This window comes from Bacillus sp. 2CMS4F (assembly GCF_023161785.1).
In the GTDB taxonomy this organism is placed as follows: domain Bacteria; phylum Bacillota; class Bacilli; order Bacillales; family Bacillaceae; genus Bacillus; species Bacillus halotolerans.
This window is the reverse complement of the sequence record NZ_JALNTO010000021.1, coordinates 17,431-37,020: the sequence shown is the minus strand read 5'-3', so window position 1 is coordinate 37,020 and position 19,590 is coordinate 17,431. Positions and strand designations below refer to the sequence as shown.

19 protein-coding genes and 2 tRNA genes are annotated in these 19,590 nt (G+C 43.5%); all 21 read left to right on the top strand.

The features are described 5' to 3' along the window. Window positions 1-14 precede the first annotated feature (14 nt). The 21 genes from ispE (at window position 15) to spoIIE (ending at window position 19,520) form a co-directional block, all read left to right on the top strand. The gene (ispE, locus tag MTN95_RS20425; RefSeq protein WP_024123617.1) at window positions 15-884 is read left to right on the top strand and encodes a 4-(cytidine 5'-diphospho)-2-C-methyl-D-erythritol kinase; all 870 of its coding nucleotides are present in this window, start codon (window positions 15-17) and stop codon (window positions 882-884) included. Between the two features lie 55 nt (window positions 885-939). Continuing rightward, window positions 940-1,797: a pur operon repressor gene (gene purR / locus MTN95_RS20420; RefSeq protein ID WP_024123618.1), complete on the top strand. Its 858-nt coding sequence runs from the start codon at window positions 940-942 to the stop codon at window positions 1,795-1,797. After that, window positions 1,794-2,171: a 2-iminobutanoate/2-iminopropanoate deaminase gene (ridA, locus tag MTN95_RS20415; RefSeq protein WP_003226738.1), complete on the top strand. Its 378-nt coding sequence runs from the start codon at window positions 1,794-1,796 to the stop codon at window positions 2,169-2,171. The genes purR and ridA overlap by 4 nt, the downstream gene beginning before the upstream one ends. Window positions 2,172-2,365: 194 nt before the next feature. Next, on the top strand, window positions 2,366-2,659 hold the full coding sequence (gene spoVG / locus MTN95_RS20410) for a septation regulator SpoVG (RefSeq protein WP_003218346.1): 294 nt from the start codon (window positions 2,366-2,368) through the stop codon (window positions 2,657-2,659). Window positions 2,660-2,850: 191 nt separating this feature from the next. Then, window positions 2,851-4,221 carry a bifunctional UDP-N-acetylglucosamine diphosphorylase/glucosamine-1-phosphate N-acetyltransferase GlmU gene (gene glmU / locus MTN95_RS20405; RefSeq protein WP_248339818.1) on the top strand — a complete coding sequence of 457 codons (1,371 nt, stop codon included), beginning with the start codon at window positions 2,851-2,853 and terminating at the stop codon, window positions 4,219-4,221. A gap of 22 nt (window positions 4,222-4,243) precedes the next feature. Beyond that, complete coding sequence (locus MTN95_RS20400; protein ID WP_003218353.1) at window positions 4,244-5,197, top strand: ribose-phosphate diphosphokinase; 954 nt, start codon at window positions 4,244-4,246, stop codon at window positions 5,195-5,197. Between the two features lie 84 nt (window positions 5,198-5,281). Then, window positions 5,282-5,899: a 50S ribosomal protein L25/general stress protein Ctc gene (locus MTN95_RS20395; protein ID WP_248339815.1), complete on the top strand. Its 618-nt coding sequence runs from the start codon at window positions 5,282-5,284 to the stop codon at window positions 5,897-5,899. 105 nt (window positions 5,900-6,004) lie between these two features. Next, on the top strand, window positions 6,005-6,571 hold the full coding sequence (pth, locus tag MTN95_RS20390) for an aminoacyl-tRNA hydrolase (RefSeq protein ID WP_044153493.1): 567 nt from the start codon (window positions 6,005-6,007) through the stop codon (window positions 6,569-6,571). 60 nt (window positions 6,572-6,631) lie between these two features. Next, the gene (fin, locus tag MTN95_RS20385; protein WP_024123622.1) at window positions 6,632-6,862 is read left to right on the top strand and encodes an anti-sigma-F factor Fin; all 231 of its coding nucleotides are present in this window, start codon (window positions 6,632-6,634) and stop codon (window positions 6,860-6,862) included. Window positions 6,863-6,931: 69 nt separating this feature from the next. After that, a complete protein-coding gene (mfd, locus tag MTN95_RS20380) occupies window positions 6,932-10,465 on the top strand; it encodes a transcription-repair coupling factor (protein WP_248339813.1) in 3,534 nt (1,177 codons plus the stop codon). Between the two features lie 135 nt (window positions 10,466-10,600). Continuing rightward, window positions 10,601-11,137, top strand: a complete 537-nt coding sequence (gene spoVT / locus MTN95_RS20375) for a stage V sporulation protein T (RefSeq protein ID WP_105955699.1) — start codon at window positions 10,601-10,603, stop codon at window positions 11,135-11,137. Window positions 11,138-11,317: 180 nt separating this feature from the next. Continuing rightward, the gene (locus tag MTN95_RS20370) at window positions 11,318-12,916 is read left to right on the top strand and encodes a putative polysaccharide biosynthesis protein (RefSeq protein ID WP_248339812.1); all 1,599 of its coding nucleotides are present in this window, start codon (window positions 11,318-11,320) and stop codon (window positions 12,914-12,916) included. Next, window positions 12,906-14,375 carry a bifunctional methyltransferase/pyrophosphohydrolase YabN gene (yabN, locus tag MTN95_RS20365; protein WP_202853363.1) on the top strand — a complete coding sequence of 490 codons (1,470 nt, stop codon included), beginning with the start codon at window positions 12,906-12,908 and terminating at the stop codon, window positions 14,373-14,375. The genes MTN95_RS20370 and yabN overlap by 11 nt, the downstream gene beginning before the upstream one ends. Window position 14,376: 1 nt before the next feature. After that, complete coding sequence (locus MTN95_RS20360) at window positions 14,377-14,637, top strand: RNA-binding S4 domain-containing protein (protein WP_024123627.1); 261 nt, start codon at window positions 14,377-14,379, stop codon at window positions 14,635-14,637. 78 nt (window positions 14,638-14,715) lie between these two features. Further along, window positions 14,716-15,018, top strand: coding sequence for a sporulation protein YabP (gene yabP / locus MTN95_RS20355; protein WP_024123628.1), 303 nt, complete (start codon window positions 14,716-14,718; stop codon window positions 15,016-15,018). Continuing rightward, window positions 15,015-15,650, top strand: a complete 636-nt coding sequence (gene yabQ / locus MTN95_RS20350; protein ID WP_202853362.1) for a spore cortex biosynthesis protein YabQ — start codon at window positions 15,015-15,017, stop codon at window positions 15,648-15,650. The genes yabP and yabQ overlap by 4 nt, the downstream gene beginning before the upstream one ends. Window positions 15,651-15,667: 17 nt before the next feature. Further along, window positions 15,668-16,045, top strand: a complete 378-nt coding sequence (gene divIC / locus MTN95_RS20345; RefSeq protein ID WP_010332711.1) for a cell division protein DivIC — start codon at window positions 15,668-15,670, stop codon at window positions 16,043-16,045. Window positions 16,046-16,125: 80 nt separating this feature from the next. Further along, window positions 16,126-16,512 (top strand): S1 domain-containing RNA-binding protein, encoded by a 387-nt coding sequence (locus MTN95_RS20340; RefSeq protein ID WP_003218379.1) that lies wholly within the window; start codon window positions 16,126-16,128, stop codon window positions 16,510-16,512. Window positions 16,513-16,679: 167 nt separating this feature from the next. After that, window positions 16,680-16,756: transfer RNA gene (locus MTN95_RS20335), tRNA-Met, on the top strand. Between the two features lie 9 nt (window positions 16,757-16,765). Further along, window positions 16,766-16,837, top strand: a tRNA-Glu gene (locus tag MTN95_RS20330). Between the two features lie 199 nt (window positions 16,838-17,036). After that, window positions 17,037-19,520: a stage II sporulation protein E gene (spoIIE, locus tag MTN95_RS20325; protein WP_105992088.1), complete on the top strand. Its 2,484-nt coding sequence runs from the start codon at window positions 17,037-17,039 to the stop codon at window positions 19,518-19,520. Window positions 19,521-19,590 lie beyond the last annotated feature (70 nt).

The following is a 19,590-nucleotide window of genomic DNA, read 5'->3' as shown; positions in this document are numbered from 1 at the left end:
AGTAGGTGAAAGCTATGCGTATTTTAGAAAAAGCGCCAGCCAAGATCAATCTGTCACTCGACGTTACCCGAAAACGCCCGGATGGTTATCATGAAGTCGAAATGATTATGACGACAATTGATTTAGCGGATCGGATTGAATTGACGGAGCTGGCAGAAGATGTAGTGAGGGTTTCATCCCACAACCGCTTTGTGCCCGATGACCAAAGAAACTTAGCTTATCAGGCTGCCAAGCTCGTCAAAGACAGATACAACGTGAAAAAGGGAGTTTCCATTATGATCACTAAGGTGATCCCGGTGGCTGCCGGCCTTGCTGGCGGAAGCAGTGATGCGGCGGCAACGCTCAGAGGACTGAACAGACTGTGGAATTTAAATCTTTCTGCAGAAACGCTGGCGGAGCTGGGAGCGGAAATTGGCTCAGACGTCTCGTTTTGCGTCTATGGCGGAACTGCGCTTGCTACCGGACGCGGTGAAAAGATCAAACACATCAGCCCGCCTCCGCATTGCTGGGTCATTTTGGCGAAGCCGACAATCGGCGTTTCCACGGCCGAGGTCTACAGACAGCTGAAGCTTGATGAGGTGGAACACCCGGATGTAAACGGTATGATTGACGCGATTGAGGAAAAGAGCTTTCAAAAGATGTGCAGCCGTTTAGGCAATGTGCTTGAGTCTGTAACGCTTGATATGCATCCTGAAGTCGCGATGATCAAAAACCAGATGAAACGCTTTGGTGCAGATGCTGTGTTAATGAGCGGAAGCGGTCCGACTGTGTTTGGACTGGTTCAGTATGAGTCTAAGGTACAGAGGATTTATAACGGGTTAAGAGGCTTCTGCGATCAGGTATATGCAGTGAGAATGATCGGCGAACAGAACGCTCTTGATTAAATCCGTATGTTAAGTTATATTGATCTTAAAATATTCGGATTTTGGGGGTAAGTTCATGAAGTTTCGTCGCAGCGGCAGATTGGTGGACTTAACAAATTATTTGTTAACCCATCCGCACGAGTTAATACCGTTAACCTTTTTTTCTGAGCGGTATGAATCTGCAAAATCATCGATCAGTGAAGATTTAACAATTATAAAGCAAACCTTTGAGCAGCAGGGGATTGGTACCTTGCTTACTGTTCCCGGTGCTGCCGGAGGTGTCAAATATATTCCGAAAATGAAGCAGGCTGAAGCTGAAGAGTTCGTTCAGACCCTTGGACAGTCATTGGCAAATCCTGAGCGTATCCTTCCGGGCGGTTATGTGTATTTAACGGATATCTTAGGAAAGCCATCTGTTCTCTCCAAGGTTGGAAAGCTGTTTGCTTCTGTATTTGCGGACCGCGAAATTGACGTTGTTATGACCGTTGCCACGAAAGGCATCCCCCTTGCGTATGCAGCTGCAAGTTATCTGAATGTGCCTGTCGTCATTGTGCGCAAGGATAACAAGGTAACGGAGGGCTCCACGGTAAGCATTAATTACGTGTCAGGCTCCTCAAACCGCATTCAAACAATGTCACTTGCAAAAAGAAGCATGAAAACGGGTTCAAACGTACTCATTATCGATGACTTTATGAAAGCAGGCGGCACAATTAATGGTATGATTAACCTGTTGGATGAGTTTAATGCGAATGTCGCGGGGATCGGCGTCTTGGTCGAAGCCGAAGGAGTAGATGAACGTCTTGTTGATGAATATATGTCACTTCTCACTCTTTCAACGATCAACATGAAAGATAAGTCCATTGAAATTCAGAATGGCAATTTTCTGCGTTTTTTTAAAGACAATCTTTTGAAGAATGGAGAGACGGAATCATGACAAAAGCAGTCCACACAAAACATGCCCCAGCGGCAATCGGACCTTACTCACAAGGGATTATCGTCAATAATATGTTTTACAGCTCAGGCCAAATTCCTTTGACGCCTTCAGGCGAGATGGTAAACGGTGATATTAAGGAGCAGACGCATCAAGTATTCAGCAACTTAAAAGCGGTGTTGGAAGAAGCGGGTGCTTCTTTTGAAACCGTTGTAAAGGCAACTGTATTTATCGCGGACATGGAACAGTTTGCGGAAGTGAACGAAGTGTACGGACAATATTTTGACACGCACAAACCGGCGAGATCTTGCGTTGAAGTTGCGAGACTTCCAAAGGATGCATTAGTCGAAATCGAAGTGATTGCGTTAGTAAAATAATAAGAAAAGTGATTCTGGGTAAACTCGGAATCACTTTTTTATTTACCTTATGCCCAAAATAAAAGCGTTATGACCTAATTGTGTATTTATATCCTATTTTTTCAAAAAATATTTTAAAAAACAGCAGGAATTCAGAAAAAATCGTGGAATTGATACACTAATGCTTTTATATAGGGAAAAGGTGGTGAACTACTGTGGAAGTTACTGACGTAAGATTACGCCGCGTGAATACCGATGGTCGCATGAGAGCGATTGCATCCATCACGCTGGATCACGAATTTGTTGTTCATGATATTCGTGTGATTGATGGAAACAATGGTCTTTTCGTTGCGATGCCGAGTAAACGCACCCCTGATGGAGAGTTCCGCGATATTGCTCATCCTATTAATTCAAGCACGCGAGGAAAGATTCAAGATGCCGTGTTAAATGAGTATCATCGTCTGGGTGACACTGAAGCATTAGAATTCGAAGAAGCTGGAGCTTCTTAAAAAATAACCAAAAAGCAAGGACTGCTGACAGGGCTGAGACAAGCCTTTTTCCGGCAGTCCTTTTTTAATTCTGATTTTTCAAACTAAAATGCACCCATAGAAAATTCTTGCACTTCATGAAGTCTCCTTGAAATCAACTGATATTTAGGATATATTTTTCTATGGATAAAAGGGATATTGGAGGCCATTAAATGGATAAGCGGTTTGCAGTTGTTTTAGCGGCTGGACAAGGAACGAGAATGAAATCAAAGCTTTACAAAGTCCTTCATCCAGTTTGCGGTAAGCCTATGGTAGAGCACGTCGTAGACGAAGCCTTAAAGTTATCTTTAACGAAGCTTGTCACGATTGTCGGACATGGTGCGGAAGAAGTGAAAAAGCAGCTTGGTGATAAAAGCGAGTATGCGCTTCAAGCAGAACAGCTTGGCACTGCTCATGCTGTAAAACAGGCACAGCCATTTCTTGCTGACGAAAAAGGTGTAACGATTGTCATTTGCGGAGATACGCCGCTTTTAACAGCGGAGACAATGGAAGCGATGCTGAAAGAACATACACAAAAAGAAGCAAAAGCTACGATCTTGACTGCAGTTGCAGAAGATCCGACTGGATACGGCCGAATCATTCGCGGTGAGAGCGGAGCGGTTCAAAAAATCGTGGAGCACAAGGACGCTTCAGAGGAAGAACGTCTTGTGACTGAAATCAATACTGGAACGTATTGTTTTGATAATGAAGCTCTATTCCGGGCCATTGACCAAGTATCGAACGATAATGTTCAAGGCGAGTATTATTTGCCGGATGTGATAGAGATCCTCAAAAATGAAGGCGAAACTGTTGCCGCTTACCAGACTGGTAACTTCCAAGAAACGCTCGGAGTTAATGATAGAGTTGCTCTTTCTCAGGCTGAATTGTTTATGAAAGAGCGGATTAATAAACGGCATATGCAAAATGGCGTTACGCTGATTGACCCGATGAATACGTATATTTCTCCTGAAGCTGTCATCGGAAGCGATACTGTGATTTATCCTGGAACTGTGATTAAAGGTGAGGTGCAAATCGGAGAAGATACGATTATCGGCCCTCATACTGAGATTTTGAATAGTTCAATTGGCAGCCGTACTGTGATTAAACAATCGGTAGTCAATAACAGTAAAGTGGGGAATGATGTAAACATAGGACCTTTTGCTCACATCAGGCCTGATTCTGTCATCGGGAATGAAGTGAAGATCGGGAATTTTGTTGAAATCAAAAAGACGCAATTCGGAGACCGAAGCAAGGCTTCTCATTTAAGCTATGTCGGGGATGCCGAAGTAGGCACAGACGTCAACTTGGGCTGCGGTTCAATTACTGTCAATTATGATGGAAAGAATAAATATTTGACCAAAATTGAAGACGGCGCATTTATCGGCTGCAACTCCAATTTGGTTGCCCCTGTTACAGTCGGAGAAGGCGCTTATGTAGCGGCAGGCTCAACTGTTACGGAAGATGTACCTGGAAAAGCACTTGCTATTGCCAGAGCGAGACAAGTAAATAAAGACGATTATGTGAAAAATATTCATAAAAAATAATCCTAAATTCGGAGGTTTATCCATGTCTAATCAATACGGAGATAAGAATTTAAAGATTTTTTCTTTGAATTCTAATCCAGAGCTTGCAAAAGAAATCGCAGATATAGTTGGAGTTCAATTAGGGAAGTGTTCTGTCACAAGATTTAGTGACGGGGAAGTCCAAATTAATATCGAAGAAAGTATTCGCGGATGTGACTGTTACATCATCCAGTCTACAAGTGACCCCGTTAACGAGCATATTATGGAACTGTTGATTATGGTAGATGCGTTGAAACGCGCTTCTGCAAAAACCATTAACATTGTTATTCCTTATTACGGTTATGCGCGTCAAGACAGAAAAGCTAGATCCCGTGAGCCAATCACAGCAAAGCTTTTCGCAAACCTGCTTGAAACTGCCGGTGCGACTCGTGTCATTGCGCTTGATCTGCACGCACCGCAAATTCAAGGATTCTTTGATATACCGATTGACCACTTAATGGGTGTTCCGATTTTAGGAGAATATTTTGAAGGCAAAAACCTTGAAGATATCGTCATTGTTTCACCAGACCACGGCGGTGTGACACGTGCCCGCAAACTGGCTGACAGACTAAAAGCGCCGATTGCGATCATTGATAAGCGCCGTCCGAGACCGAATGTGGCAGAAGTCATGAATATTGTAGGTAATATCGAAGGGAAGACCGCTATCCTTATCGATGATATCATTGATACTGCCGGCACCATTACACTTGCAGCTAATGCGCTCGTTGAAAACGGTGCGAAAGAAGTTTATGCATGCTGTACACATCCGGTTCTATCAGGACCTGCTGTTGAACGGATTAATAACTCAACAATTAAAGAGCTTGTTGTAACAAACAGCATCAAGCTTCCTGAAGAAAAGAAAATTGAACGGTTTAAGCAGCTTTCAGTCGGACCGCTTCTGGCTGAAGCGATTATTCGCGTTCATGAGCAGCAATCTGTCAGCTACCTGTTCAGTTAAACCGATTTTGAAAGGTTTAAACCTTTATCGTTTTGGGTATTGTTTCTAATAGGACAATAAAACGATAATAGGATGGTGCTGAATATGGCAACGTTAACGGCAAAAGAAAGAACAGGTTTCACCCGTTCGTCTCTTCGGGATATCCGTACTTCAGGACATGTTCCAGGTATCATATATGGAAAAGACACGGCAAACAAACCGGTATCCTTAGACAGTGTGGAACTTATCAAAACACTGAGGGATGAAGGCAAGAATACAGTCATTACACTCGACGTCAACGGAGAGAAGCACGCTGTCATGGTAACAGAGCTGCAAACGGATCCGCTGAAAAATGAGGTCACTCATGCTGACTTCCAAGTAGTCAATATGAGTGAAGAAATTGAAGTGGAAGTGCCGATTCATCTGACCGGAGAAGCAATTGGAGTGAAAAATGGAGGCGTATTGCAACAGCCGCTTTACGCTCTAACCGTGAAGGCGAAGCCAAAAGCAATTCCGCAATCGATCGAGGCAGACATTTCTGGTCTTGATGTAAATGATGTACTCACGATTGAGGATTTGCCTGCCGGCGGTGACTACTCCTATAATCACGAATCAGATGAACTTGTGGCTTCCATTCTTCCTCCGCAGCAGCAGGATGCTGCAGAAACAGACGCTGAGGAAACTGCCGATGCTCAGCCTGAAGGTGAAAACGAAGATCAATAATAGCTTAAGACGTAACCCTCCCGCGGTTACGTCTTTTGTGCTAGAATGAGAAGAATTATAGCCCGTGTTAGAGCGGGAGCTTATGTGACTAAGGGAGGATTTGCCATGCTTGTAATTGCTGGCCTCGGAAACCCGGGAAAGAACTATGAAAATACAAGGCATAATGTCGGATTTATGGCAATAGACCAGCTTTCGAAGGAATGGAACATTGAGCTGAACCAGAGCAAATTTAACGGATTATACGGAACCGGATTTGTTTCCGGCAAAAAGGTTCTACTTGTTAAACCGCTTACATATATGAATTTATCAGGAGAATGTTTGCGGCCTTTAATGGATTATTATGATGTAGACAACGAAGATTTAAAAGTCATTTACGACGACCTTGATCTTCCGACTGGCAAGATCCGTCTAAGAACGAAAGGAAGTGCCGGCGGGCATAATGGCATCAAATCACTGATCCAGCATCTCGGAACGCCTGAGTTTGATCGCATCCGCATCGGAATCGGGCGGCCAGTGAACGGAATGAAGGTGGTTGATTATGTTTTAGGCGCTTTTACAAAGGATGAAACACCAGCAATTGATGAAGCGATTGGAAAGTCCGTTAAGGCTTGTGAGGCTTCTCTCAGCAAACCATTTTTAGAGGTTATGAACGAATTCAACGCGAAGGTATAAAATACATCATCAAAGTCCATACTACACCAAAATGACTTTTTCATCAGGAGGGTCCCTTGTATGGCTTTGCATTATTATTGTCGTCATTGCGGAGTAAAAGTTGGAAGTCTGGAATCTTCCATGGTATCGACAAACTCACTTGGATTTGAGCACTTAACAAACGAGGAAAGAAACGATATGATTTCATATAAAGACAATGGAGATGTCCATGTTCTTACAATATGTGAAGATTGCCAAGAGGCGCTCGAACGAAATCCGCATTACCACGAACATCACACATTTATTCAATAAAAAGCTTTGGTGTAGACACTAGACCAAAGCGTTTTTCTGTTCTTACAGAAAACAGAGAGGAGGGGCCATATGGACAACATTCAAACCTTTATTAAAGAAAGCGATGACTTCAAATCCATCGTCAACGGTTTAAACGAGGGGCTGAAGGAACAACTGCTCGCGGGTCTTTCAGGTTCCGCGCGTTCTGTTTTTACTTCTGCTCTGGCTAATGAAACGAATAAGCCTATCTTTCTAATCACCCATAATTTATACCAAGCTCAGAAAGTAACGGATGATCTGACTTCACTTCTTGGGGATCGGTCTGTCCTTCTGTACCCCGTCAATGAACTCATATCATCAGAAATCGCGGTGGCTAGCCCTGAACTGCGGGCGCAGCGCTTAGATGTCATTAATAGATTAACAAACGGAGAAACGCCTATAGTTGTTGCTCCGGTAGCGGCTGTCAGAAGAATGCTGCCGCCGGTAGAGGTGTGGAAAAACAGCCAAATGCTCATTCAGGTGGGTCATGATATCGAACCGGATCAGCTGGCATCCCGACTGGTAGAGGTGGGATACGAGCGGTCTGATATGGTTTCTGCACCCGGTGAATTCAGTATTCGCGGCGGAATTATCGACATTTATCCGCTGACCTCTGAGCATCCGGTCAGAATCGAATTATTCGACACCGAGGTTGATTCCATCCGCAGCTTTAACTCCGATGATCAGCGGTCAATTGAAACCTTGACCTCCATCAGTATCGGTCCGGCAAAGGAACTGATTATCAGAGCTGAAGAAAAAGCACGTGCAATAGAGAAGATGGATAAAGGCCTTGCCGACAGCTTGAAAAAATTAAAGCTCGACAAGCAAAAAGAAATCCTGCATATGAATATTTCTCATGATAAAGAGCGTTTATCTGAAGGCCAGACAGATCAAGAACTGGTGAAGTACCTTTCATATTTTTATGAAAAACCTGCTAGTTTGCTAGATTATACACCTGATAACACGCTTCTTATTTTGGACGAAGTCAGCCGGATTCATGAAATGGAAGAGCAGCTTCAAAAGGAAGAAGCGGAGTTTGTCACAAATCTGCTGGAGGAAGGGAAAATTTTGCATGACATCAGTCTGTCATTCAGCTTCCAAAAAATAGTGGCTGAGCAAAAACGGCCTTTGCTGTACTATTCTTTGTTTTTACGCCATGTTCAGCATACAAGCCCGCAAAATATCGTGAATGTATCCAGCAGACAAATGCAGAGCTTCCACGGGCAAATGAATGTTCTTGCCGGTGAAATGGAGCGGTTTAAAAAATCAAACTTCACCGTTGTGTTTTTGGGAGCAAATAAGGAACGTACACAAAGACTGTCTTCTGTTTTGGCCGATTATGAAATCGAAGCGGCGATGACTGACAGCGAAAAGGCACTTGTTCAGGGACAGGTTTATATCATGGAAGGCGAGCTTCAATCAGGATTTGAGCTGCCGTTAATGAAGCTTGCTGTCATTACTGAAGAAGAATTGTTTAAAAACCGCGTGAAAAAGAAGCCTCGAAAACAGAAGCTTACAAATGCAGAGCGCATTAAGAGCTATTCCGAGCTTCAAATTGGTGATTATGTCGTTCATATTAATCACGGGATCGGAAAGTATTTAGGGATCGAAACCCTTGAGATCAATGGAATTCACAAAGACTATTTGAACATTCACTATCAGGGAAGCGACAAGCTTTATGTGCCGGTTGAACAAATTGACCAGGTACAGAAGTATGTCGGATCAGAAGGAAAAGAACCGAAGCTGTATAAGTTAGGCGGCAGTGAATGGAAGCGGGTTAAGAAAAAAGTAGAAACATCCGTTCAAGACATCGCTGATGACTTAATTAAACTGTATGCCGAAAGGGAAGCGAGCAAGGGCTACGCATTTTCCCCTGATCATGAAATGCAGCGTGAGTTTGAATCGGCGTTCCCTTATCAAGAGACGGAAGATCAGCTCCGCTCTATTCACGAAATCAAAAAAGACATGGAAAGAGAGCGGCCGATGGATCGCCTGCTTTGCGGAGACGTGGGCTACGGGAAAACAGAGGTTGCCATCCGTGCGGCGTTTAAGGCAATCGCTGATGGAAAACAGGTCGCACTGCTTGTCCCGACAACCATTTTGGCTCAGCAGCACTATGAGACCATTACAGAGCGCTTTCAGGACTACCCGATGAATATCGGCCTGCTTAGCCGATTCAGAACAAGAAAAGAAGCAAACGAAACGATCAAAGGATTGAAAAACGGAACGGTTGATATCGTCATTGGGACACACCGACTGTTATCAAAAGATGTTGTTTATAAAGACTTAGGGCTGCTCATCATTGATGAGGAGCAGCGTTTTGGTGTCACCCATAAAGAAAAGATCAAACAGATTAAAGCCAATGTGGATGTATTAACATTAACAGCGACACCGATTCCGCGTACGCTGCATATGTCTATGCTTGGCGTAAGGGATTTATCGGTGATCGAGACGCCGCCGGAAAACCGCTTCCCTGTACAGACGTATGTTGTGGAATACAATGGTGCCCTTGTCAGAGAGGCGATTGAGCGCGAGCTTGCGCGCGGTGGCCAAGTCTATTTCTTATACAACAGGGTAGAGGATATCGAACGGAAAGCAGATGAGATTTCAATGCTTGTCCCTGACGCGAAGGTTGCGTATGCCCACGGGAAAATGACAGAAAATGAATTAGAAGCTGTCATGCTGAGTTTCCTGGAAGGGGAATCAGACGTTCTCGTCAGCACAACAATCATTGAAACGGGTGTAGATATTCCAAACGTGAATACGCTGATCGTGTTTGACGCCGACAAGATGGGTCTTTCCCAGCTTTATCAGCTGCGTGGACGTGTCGGCCGTTCTAACCGTGTAGCGTATGCGTATTTCACGTATCGCCGGGATAAAGTGCTTACTGAAGTAGCTGAAAAAAGACTGCAGGCGATTAAAGAATTTACAGAGCTGGGATCTGGTTTTAAAATCGCCATGCGCGACTTAACGATTCGCGGAGCCGGAAACCTTCTTGGCGCTCAGCAGCACGGCTTTATCGATTCGGTCGGATTTGACCTTTATTCGCAAATGCTAAAAGAGGCCATAGAAGAGCGGAAAGGCGATACAGCGAAAACGGAGCATTTTGAAACAGAAATTGATCTTGAGCTTGATGCGTACATTCCGGAAACTTACATTCAAGACGGCAAACAGAAAATTGATATGTATAAACGCTTCAGATCTGTGGCTTCAATTGAAGAGAAAAATGAACTTCAAGATGAGATGATTGACAGGTTTGGAAATTATCCAAAAGAAGTTGAATACTTGTTTACCGTAGCTGAAATGAAGGTTTATGCGAAAAATGAACGGGTCGAATTGATTAAGCAAGATAAAGATGCAGTCAGGCTGACCATTTCTGAAGAGGCCAGTGCTGATATTGACGGCCAGAAACTGTTTGAGCTTGGCAACAAATACGGCAGACAAATCGGACTGGGAATGGAAGGAAAAAAACTCAAAATTTCCGTTCAAACGAAAGGCAAGACTGCGGATGAATGGCTCGAAACCGTGCTGGGCATGCTGAAGGGCCTTAAAGATGTGAAAAAACAAACCATTTCATCAACGTAAATTTTGTTACTCTCTGGTGTATATTACATTTGATGTGACGGATACTAATTTCAAGCGAGGCGGAAGGTACATAAAGTAACTGCTTTAGGTCTTTCCCACATTGTATAACCATCAAATGAAAGAGAGGCACCAGAGATGAAAGCAACCGGTATCGTACGTCGTATTGATGACTTAGGACGGGTCGTGATTCCTAAAGAAATTCGCAGAACGCTGAGAATCAGGGAAGGCGATCCGCTTGAGATTTTTGTAGATCGTGACGGAGAAGTTATTTTGAAAAAATACTCTCCGATAAGTGAACTTGGAGACTTCGCAAAGGAGTATGCAGACGCGCTTTATGACAGTCTTGGCCATTCAGTGCTTATCTGTGACCGTGATGTCTACATTGCTGTCTCCGGAAGTTCCAAAAAAGACTACTTAAACAAGCCGATCAGCGAAATGCTGGAAAGAACAATGGATCAGAGAAGTTCCGTGCTTGAGAGCGATGCAAAATCCGTGCAGCTTGTGAATGGCATCGATGAAGATATGAGTTCGTATACTGTCGGCCCGATTGTGGCGAATGGCGACCCGATAGGTGCAGTCGTGATTTTTTCAAAGGATCAGACGATGGGCGAAGTAGAGCATAAAGCCGTTGAAACAGCAGCTGGGTTTTTGGCTCGTCAAATGGAACAGTAGGTCTTATTACAATTATCAAAATAGGTATAGAAAGAACAGCTCTCCTTGGGACGCTGTTCTTTTTTGTGCAGGGGAAAAAGGATTCCAAGGGTTGGGATATGGTATAATAACCTCGTTTTTATTTGTACCAAGGTCATTGCACACTCTGCATGGCCCCTGACGTTGGGAAGGAGCTTTTGGATGGATGATTCAATACGCGTCAAACGGCATTGGATGTGGCAGGGGGCTTTTGTTTTAATTCTGGCAGGCGTTATTTCAAAAATATTAAGCGCCGTTTACAGAGTCCCATTTCAAAACATTGTCGGCGATGTTGGATTTTATATATATCAGCAGGTATACCCTTTTCTTGGTATTGCCGTCATGCTTTCAACATCAGGATTTCCGGTGATTATTTCTAAATTGATGAATGATTATAGTGAAAAAAACCATAACACCATAATGAAAATTTCAGCGCTGGTTTTATCGGTAATAGGTGTTTTTTTATTTCTGTGTTTATATATGGGAGCTGTTCCGATCGCTCTGTTTATGGGTGATTCGCATCTCGCCCAGTTAATACAAGTAACTGCCTATGCGTTTCTTCTGTTTCCATTTGTCGCACTGCTCAGAGGCGTTTTTCAAGGGAGGCACAATATGCTCCCATCCGCTTTATCGCAAATCATGGAACAGTTTTTGCGGGTAGCGGTGCTTTTAGGGTTATCTTTTTGGCTCATCAAAAAGGGTGCATCGCTTTATACTGCGGGAGCGGCAGCTGCTTCTGGTTCTCTTGCCGGAAGTTTGATTGCGCTTATCATCCTTGTCTTTTTTTGGTTCAAAGCGAAAAAGCCGGAAAAAGCGGAAATAGAAAAAGAAAATCACATTACAACAAATCAATTAATTAAGAAACTGCTTTTATATTCAGTAACGATCTGTGTCAGCAGCCTGCTGCTTTTGTTTATTCAGCTTGTCGATGCTCTGAATTTATATTCTTTGCTGTCTGGCGGTGAGGTGAGTGAAGAAGCAAAGCGGCTGAAAGGAATTTATGACCGGGGGCAGCCTCTTTTGCAGCTCGGTTCTGTTTTCGCAATGAGCATCGGGACCTCACTCGTACCGTTGCTTTCAAAGGCGGTAAAGGACAATCAAGTGCTGGTGATGAAACAAAGAGTGACGTCTTCCTTAAAGCTGTGTCTTGCGATTGGCGTTGCGGCGTCTGCAGGTCTCATCTGCATCCTCGAGCCGGTCAACATTATGCTGTTTCAAAATGGTGAAGGAACAGCTGCGTTACAGATATTTAGCTGCTCCATTTTGTTTGCGTCCTTGGCGGTCACGGCTGCTGCTGTCTTACAGGGAACGGGAAACACGGTGTTTCCTGCAATAGCTGTAGGCGCAGGCGTGGCTGTGAAATGGGTGTTAAATACCTTTTTGGTTCCGCGTTATGGAATTGAAGGGGCTTCATTTGCGACAGCGGCTACCTTTGCAGCTGTCGCCGGCCTTAATTTATATCGCCTGCGGCAAAAAGAATGGCTGGACAAGCTGAGAGGTGTTATGCTTCCGATTATTGGGTCCGCTTTATTGATGTCGGCTGTCTTGCTTGCTTATTTACGCCTTTGGTCTTTTCTGTTTGATGCGGAAGGAAGAGGATATGCGGCGGTTGAAAGTGTTTCTGCTGTCGCCATTGGAGGCGCGGTGTTTATTTATTGTATGATGAAATTGGGAATATTTACGGATAAAGAGCTCAACAGTGTGCCTTTTGGCAGCAAGTTAAGCAAACTCACAAGAAGGAGAGAACAAAATGGCAGGTAACATTACAGTCGTCGGGCTTGGCGCCGGAGACATGGACCAGTTGACAATTGGCATACATAAGCTGCTGACAAAGGCGGACACTCTGTTTGTCAGAACAAAAGACCATCCTTTAATTCAGGAGCTAGAAAGCGAAACGAAGAACATTCGTTATTTTGATGATATATATGAGAAGCACGACCAGTTTGATGCGGTATACGAAGAAATTGCTGACATTCTCTTTGGAGAAGCGAAGCATCAGGACGTTGTTTATGCGGTTCCGGGGCATCCATTTGTAGCAGAAAAAACAGTACAGCTGCTGACGGAGCGGCAGGAAGAAAAAAACATCCAGGTGAAAGTCGCGGGAGGGCAAAGTTTTCTTGATGCCACTTTTAATGCCTTGCAAATTGATCCCATTGAAGGCTTTCAATTTGTGGATGCCGGCACATTAAGCGCGGATGAGCTTGAGCTCAGACATCACCTGATCATTTGTCAGGTTTACGACCAAATGACTGCATCCGAAGTGAAGCTGACATTAATGGAGAAGCTGCCGGATGATTATGAAGTTGTGATTGTAACGGCAGCCGGAAGCCGCGATGAGGATATTCGGAGAGTGGCTTTATTTGAACTGGACCGTAATGTCGCCATGAATAACTTAACAAGTGTGTATATTCCGCCGATTAAAGAAGAGAAGCTGCTGTACCGGGAGTTCTCCGCGTTTCGGCGCATCATCAGAGAGCTTCGCGGGCCTAACGGCTGTCCGTGGGATAAAAAGCAGACTCATCAGTCATTAAAACAATACATGATTGAAGAGTGTTATGAACTTCTCGAAGCAATTGACGAAGAAGACACAGACCATATGATCGAAGAGCTTGGCGACGTTTTGCTTCAGGTCCTGCTTCACGCGCAAATCGGTGAAGATGATGGTTATTTCACAATAGATGATGTGATTAAAGGGATCAGTGAAAAAATGGTCCGGAGACATCCCCATGTGTTTAAAGATGTTAAGGTTCAGGATGAAAACGATGTTTTGGCAAATTGGGAAGATATTAAAAAAGCCGAAAAACATACATCTGAAGAATCCTTGTTAGACAACGTCCCGAAAACCCTTCCTGCTCTTTCTAAAGCTGCTAAACTTCAGAAAAAAGCGGCAAAAGTCGGTTTTGACTGGGAAGATGTGAGTGATATTTGGGAAAAGGTGAATGAGGAGATGGAGGAATTTTCTTCGGAGGTTTCTGAAGACCCTCATGAACACAATCTCAAGGCCGAATTTGGCGACGTTCTCTTCGCCTTGGTAAATGTAGCCCGCTTCTACAAAATAGAACCGGAGGAAGCATTGGCGATGACAAACGATAAATTCCGGAGACGTTTCTCTTATATTGAGCAAACAGCGAAGGAAAAGGGAATCGAGCTGGCTAATATGTCTCTTGAGGACATGGACAACCTGTGGAATGAAGCAAAAGAAACTGAGAGGAGATCATAATATGAGATTAGATAAATTTTTAAAAGTATCACGGCTGATTAAACGACGTACACTAGCGAAGGAAGTAGCTGATCAAGGCAGAATCTCCATTAACGGAAATCAGGCTAAAGCTAGCTCAGACGTAAAACCTGGAGATGAATTAACGGTCCGCTTCGGCCAAAAGCTTGTAACGGTACAAGTGAATGAGCTCAAAGACACGACGAAAAAAGAAGAAGCCGCAAACATGTATACGGTGCTAAAGGAAGAAAAACTCGGCGAATAGGCTTGTTCTAAAAGAATCCCCCGCCTCATACAATGCAGTAATAATGCTAAAAGTATCGAGGATATGGGGGCTGAATAGATGAATTCATATTATGAACAAAAAGGTTCTTCTTCTGTTCCGGAACAGCACGATGTGACAATGAAAGGCCGGAAACATTTAGATATTTCTGGGGTTAAGCAAGTTGAAAGCTTTGATAACGAAGAATTCCTGCTGGAAACAGTGATGGGGATGCTCTCAGTCAGAGGCGAAAACCTTCAAATGAAAAATCTTGATGTAGAAAAAGGGATTGTTTCGATCAAAGGCAGGGTATTTGATTTAGTGTATTTAGACGAGCAACAAGGGGATAAAGCTAAAGGGTTTTTTAGCAAGTTGTTTAAATGACGCTGACGACACAATTCTATACAATGCTGGCGATGTCCGGTATGGGCCTCTGGCTTGGCGCGTCGCTTGATACGTACAGGCTCTTTGTCATTCGTGCCAGAACAGCCAGATGGCTTTTATTTATTCATGATATTCTTTTCTGGATTTTGCAGGGGCTGCTCTTCTTTTATGTCTTGCTTCATGTAAATGAGGGAGAATTCAGGCTGTACATTTTTTTGGCGGTTCTGCTGGGCGTTGCGACGTATCAAAGCCTTTGCAAACGAATCTATATAAAAATACTGAAATTCGTCATTTATCTTGTTGTTTCTGTTTATCAATTCTTAAAAAAGCTCATTCAGCACGTGTTATTTCGACCTATTGTGTGGACATGCGGAGTCATCATCTGGCTGGTCACGTTTCTTTTTCAGAGAACATACCGCCTGATCGGTTTTCTCATGTTATGTCTATATAAAATAGTCATGGTTCTGTGTTTTCCGATCCGCTTTATCGTTAAACAATGTATGAAACTTCTTCCTGAAAAACTGCGTCTAACTTTCAGACGATATTTTCAAAAAGGTGCAGGATTTCTAAAAAAGAAGCAGAAACTATTGGTAACCATAAGAACGACCATTACACGTTTTTTGAAGAGATGAAAGGAGGACCGTCTGATTTGAATTTTTCCAGGGAACGAACGATAACTGAAATACAAAACGACTATAAAGAAAAAGTAGAGCGGCAAAATCAGCTGAAGAAAAGAAGAAGAAAAGGGCTGTACAGACGGTTGACTGTATTCGGCGCCCTCGTATTTCTGACGGCAATTGTACTGGCAAGCTCTGTATGGAGCCAAACATCTTCCCTTAGTGCAAAAGAAGAAAAGAAAGAACAGCTTGAAAAAGAACTGAAGAATTTAAAGACAAAGCAAACGGATTTAAAAGAAGAAATATCCAAATTAAAAGATGAAGATTACGTCACAGAGCTTGCCAGAAGAGACTTATTCATGTCAGGAGACGGTGAAATAATCTTTAATGTGGAGAAGAAGAACAAGTAGCCTTGTTGACACTTAAATTTTTATTTAGGTATAATTAAGCAAACGATCTTTTTATAAGCCTAAGGAGGAGCACTTTTTTTATGTCGATTGAAGTGGGCAGCAAGTTGCAAGGGAAAATTACAGGTATTACAAATTTTGGAGCATTTGTTGAATTGCCTGGAGGCTCAACCGGTCTCGTTCATATCAGTGAGGTAGCCGATAATTATGTTAAAGACATTAATGATCACTTAAAAGTCGGCGACCAAGTTGAAGTGAAAGTCATCAACGTTGAAAAAGACGGGAAAATTGGTTTATCTATTAAAAAAGCTAAAGACCGTCCGCAAGCCAGACCTAGAAATGATTTCCGTCCGAAAGAATCTTTTGAACAGAAAATGAACAAGTTTTTAAAAGATAGCGAAGATCGCTTGTCATCTTTAAAACGCAATACGGAATCAAAACGTGGAGGGCGCGGAGCAAGAAGAGGATAACTTGCTGCTTTCTATAAATAAATGAAGCATCCGTTCGTCCCAACGGGTGCTTTTTTTATATGCTCTCTCAAGTTAAGAGTCAGAAAATTATAACATTAAAGTTTCTGTTGACGAAAAGGACAAACCTTTGTATTATATAACTTGTGCTTAGAAGCACAAAACAATATGGCGGTGTAGCTCAGCTGGCTAGAGCGTACGGTTCATACCCGTGAGGTCGGGGGTTCGATCCCCTCCGCCGCTACCATATTTGTTAGGCCCGTTGGTCAAGCGGTTAAGACACCGCCCTTTCACGGCGGTAACACGGGTTCGAATCCCGTACGGGTCATACTGAAAAATCGGTTTCTATTACAGAAGCCGATTTTTTTCATTTTTAGACATCTTTCTGGAAATTCTCCGCATAAACGAATTTCAGGGCAGAAACCGTCGAAGACTTCTTTGGTATACTTACCTTCTTTTGACAAAATCCTATCTGTGCTTTCGCTATAATGACAGGCAACGAATATAACAGGTGGGAGATGAGAGAAATGGAAAAAGCAGAAAGAAGAGTGAACGGGCCAATGGCGGGACAAGCTTTTGAAAAACTCCAATCGTTTTTTAACAGGGGAGCGAAGCTGGTGACTCATCATTTGCATTCACTGTTTTTCTATAAAGGATTCATTTATGTCGTCATCGGGTTTTTGCTTGGACGAGCTTTCATATTATCCGAGGTCCTTCCTTTCGCCCTTCCTTTCTTTGGGGCAATGCTTCTGATCAGAAGAGACAAGGCGCTGTATGCAGTGCTGGCTGTGCTTGCAGGTGCAATGACAATTTCTCCGAAGCACTCATTACTCATATTAGCGGCGTTGCTTGCATTCTTCGTGTTTTCTAAAGTAGCATCCTTCATCACAGATGACCGTGTGAAAGCCCTTCCGATTGTCGTGTTCTTCTCCATGTCGGCGGCAAGAGCGGGTTTTGTTTACGCTCAGAATGGAGCGTTTACAACCTATGATTATGTGATGGCTGTTGTAGAAGCGGGGCTGTCCTTTATTTTAACGCTGATTTTCCTCCAAAGCCTTCCGATTTTTACAGTGAAGAAAGTAAAACAATCCTTAAAAATAGAAGAAATCATTTGCTTTATGATTCTGATTGCTTCGGTGCTGACTGGACTTGCAGGCTTGTCCTATCAAGGGATGCAGGCAGAACATATCCTGGCCCGTTATGTTGTATTAAGCTTTTCCTTCATCGGCGGTGCAAGCATCGGCTGTACAGTGGGTGTCGTGACAGGCCTGATTCTCGGCTTAGCCAATATCGGAAATCTCTATCAAATGAGTCTGCTCGCTTTTTCGGGCTTATTAGGCGGTTTGCTGAAAGAAGGAAAAAAAGCGGGTGCGGCAATCGGGCTGATTATTGGATCGCTTCTTATTTCTTTATATGGAGAAGGCTCTGCCGGTCTGATGACAACGCTCTATGAGTCATTGATAGCAGTAGGCCTGTTTCTGCTTACGCCTCAGTCCATCACAAGAAAAGTGGCGAGATATATTCCGGGCACTGTGGAACATCTTCAGGAGCAGCAGCAATACGCGAGAAAAATCAGAGATGTCACTGCTCAAAAGGTGGATCAGTTCTCCAATGTATTTCATGCATTGTCAGAAAGCTTTGCCACCTTTTATCAAGCGTCTGACGAACAAACAGATGACAGCGAGGTCGATCTGTTTTTAAGCAAAATTACGGAGCATTCCTGTCAAACGTGCTACAAGAAAAACAGGTGCTGGGTTCAGAACTTTGATAAAACATATGATTTAATGAAACAAGTTATGCTTGAAACAGAGGAAAAAGAGTATGCTTCAAACCGAAGGCTGAAAAAAGAGTTTCACCAGTATTGCTCTAAATCGCGTCAGGTTGAAGAGTTGATAGAGGATGAACTTGCCTATCATCATGCGCATTTAACCCTTAAGAAAAAAGTGCAGGACAGCAGGCGGCTTGTGGCTGAACAGCTCTTGGGTGTTTCAGAGGTCATGGCAGACTTTTCTCGGGAAATAAAAAGGGAGAGGGAACAGCACTTTATCCAAGAAGAACAAATTATTGAGGCTCTTCAGCATTTTGGAATAGAGATTCAGCAGGTGGAAATTTACAGCCTTGAACAGGGGAACATTGATATTGAAATGACAATCCCATTCAGCGGGCATGGAGAAAGTGAAAAAATCATAGCGCCTATGCTTTCTGACATTTTGGAAGAGCAAGTTCTTGTGAAAGCCGAGCAGCATTCTCCGCATCCAAATGGATACAGCCATGTCGCGTTTGGATCAACAAAATCGTACAGAGTGTCTACGGGTGCGGCTCATGCAGCGAAGGGCGGCGGCCTTGTCTCCGGCGACAGCTACAGCATGATGGAGCTGGGCGCAAGAAAATATGCAGCTGCTATCAGCGACGGCATGGGCAATGGCGCGAGGGCTCACTTTGAAAGCAATGAAACGATTAAACTTCTTGAAAAGATCCTTGAATCAGGAATTGATGAAAAAATAGCAATCAAAACGATCAACAGCATACTGTCTCTGCGGACAACGGATGAAATATATTCCACGCTTGATCTTTCTATTATTGACCTTCAGGATGCGAGCTGTAAGTTTTTAAAGGTTGGATCAACACCGAGCTTTATCAAACGGGGTGAGCAGGTGATGAAAGTCCAAGCGAGCAATCTGCCAATCGGCATTATTAACGAATTCGACGTTGAGGTTGTGAGTGAGCAGCTGAAGGCGGGAGACCTCCTGATCATGATGAGTGACGGTATTTTCGAAGGCCCTAAACACGTGGAAAATCATGATTTATGGATGAAGCGCAAAATGAAAGGGTTAAAAACAGATGATCCGCAGGAAATTGCTGACTTACTCATGGAGGAAGTGATTCGCACAAGGTCAGGCCAAATTGATGATGATATGACGGTTGTTGTCGTCCGAATTGATCACAATACACCAAAGTGGGCGTCTATTCCCGTTCCGGCCATCTTTCAAAGCAAACAAGAAATTTCATAACGCTTCCGTATAAATCAATTTTCTTCTGGCGAAGATGGAACTATATGAATCTGAGAATCATCGTATTCTC

Bases quoted from the DNA above. Each gene is read 5' to 3' on its own strand.
- ispE (WP_024123617.1), top strand. From the start codon at position 15: ATGCGTATTTTAGAAAAAGCGCCAGCCAAGATCAATCTGTCACTCGAC.
- purR (WP_024123618.1), top strand. From the start codon at position 940: ATGAAGTTTCGTCGCAGCGGCAGATTGGTGGACTTAACAAATTATTTG.
- ridA (WP_003226738.1), top strand. From the start codon at position 1,794: ATGACAAAAGCAGTCCACACAAAACATGCCCCAGCGGCAATCGGACCT.
- glmU (WP_248339818.1), top strand. From the start codon at position 2,851: ATGGATAAGCGGTTTGCAGTTGTTTTAGCGGCTGGACAAGGAACGAGA.
- MTN95_RS20400 (WP_003218353.1), top strand. From the start codon at position 4,244: ATGTCTAATCAATACGGAGATAAGAATTTAAAGATTTTTTCTTTGAAT.
- MTN95_RS20395 (WP_248339815.1), top strand. From the start codon at position 5,282: ATGGCAACGTTAACGGCAAAAGAAAGAACAGGTTTCACCCGTTCGTCT.
- pth (WP_044153493.1), top strand. From the start codon at position 6,005: ATGCTTGTAATTGCTGGCCTCGGAAACCCGGGAAAGAACTATGAAAAT.
- fin (WP_024123622.1), top strand. From the start codon at position 6,632: ATGGCTTTGCATTATTATTGTCGTCATTGCGGAGTAAAAGTTGGAAGT.
- mfd (WP_248339813.1), top strand. From the start codon at position 6,932: ATGGACAACATTCAAACCTTTATTAAAGAAAGCGATGACTTCAAATCC.
- spoVT (WP_105955699.1), top strand. From the start codon at position 10,601: ATGAAAGCAACCGGTATCGTACGTCGTATTGATGACTTAGGACGGGTC.
- MTN95_RS20370 (WP_248339812.1), top strand. From the start codon at position 11,318: ATGGATGATTCAATACGCGTCAAACGGCATTGGATGTGGCAGGGGGCT.
- yabN (WP_202853363.1), top strand. From the start codon at position 12,906: ATGGCAGGTAACATTACAGTCGTCGGGCTTGGCGCCGGAGACATGGAC.
- MTN95_RS20360 (WP_024123627.1), top strand. From the start codon at position 14,377: ATGAGATTAGATAAATTTTTAAAAGTATCACGGCTGATTAAACGACGT.
- yabP (WP_024123628.1), top strand. From the start codon at position 14,716: ATGAATTCATATTATGAACAAAAAGGTTCTTCTTCTGTTCCGGAACAG.
- yabQ (WP_202853362.1), top strand. From the start codon at position 15,015: ATGACGCTGACGACACAATTCTATACAATGCTGGCGATGTCCGGTATG.
- MTN95_RS20340 (WP_003218379.1), top strand. From the start codon at position 16,126: ATGTCGATTGAAGTGGGCAGCAAGTTGCAAGGGAAAATTACAGGTATT.
- spoIIE (WP_105992088.1), top strand. From the start codon at position 17,037: ATGGAAAAAGCAGAAAGAAGAGTGAACGGGCCAATGGCGGGACAAGCT.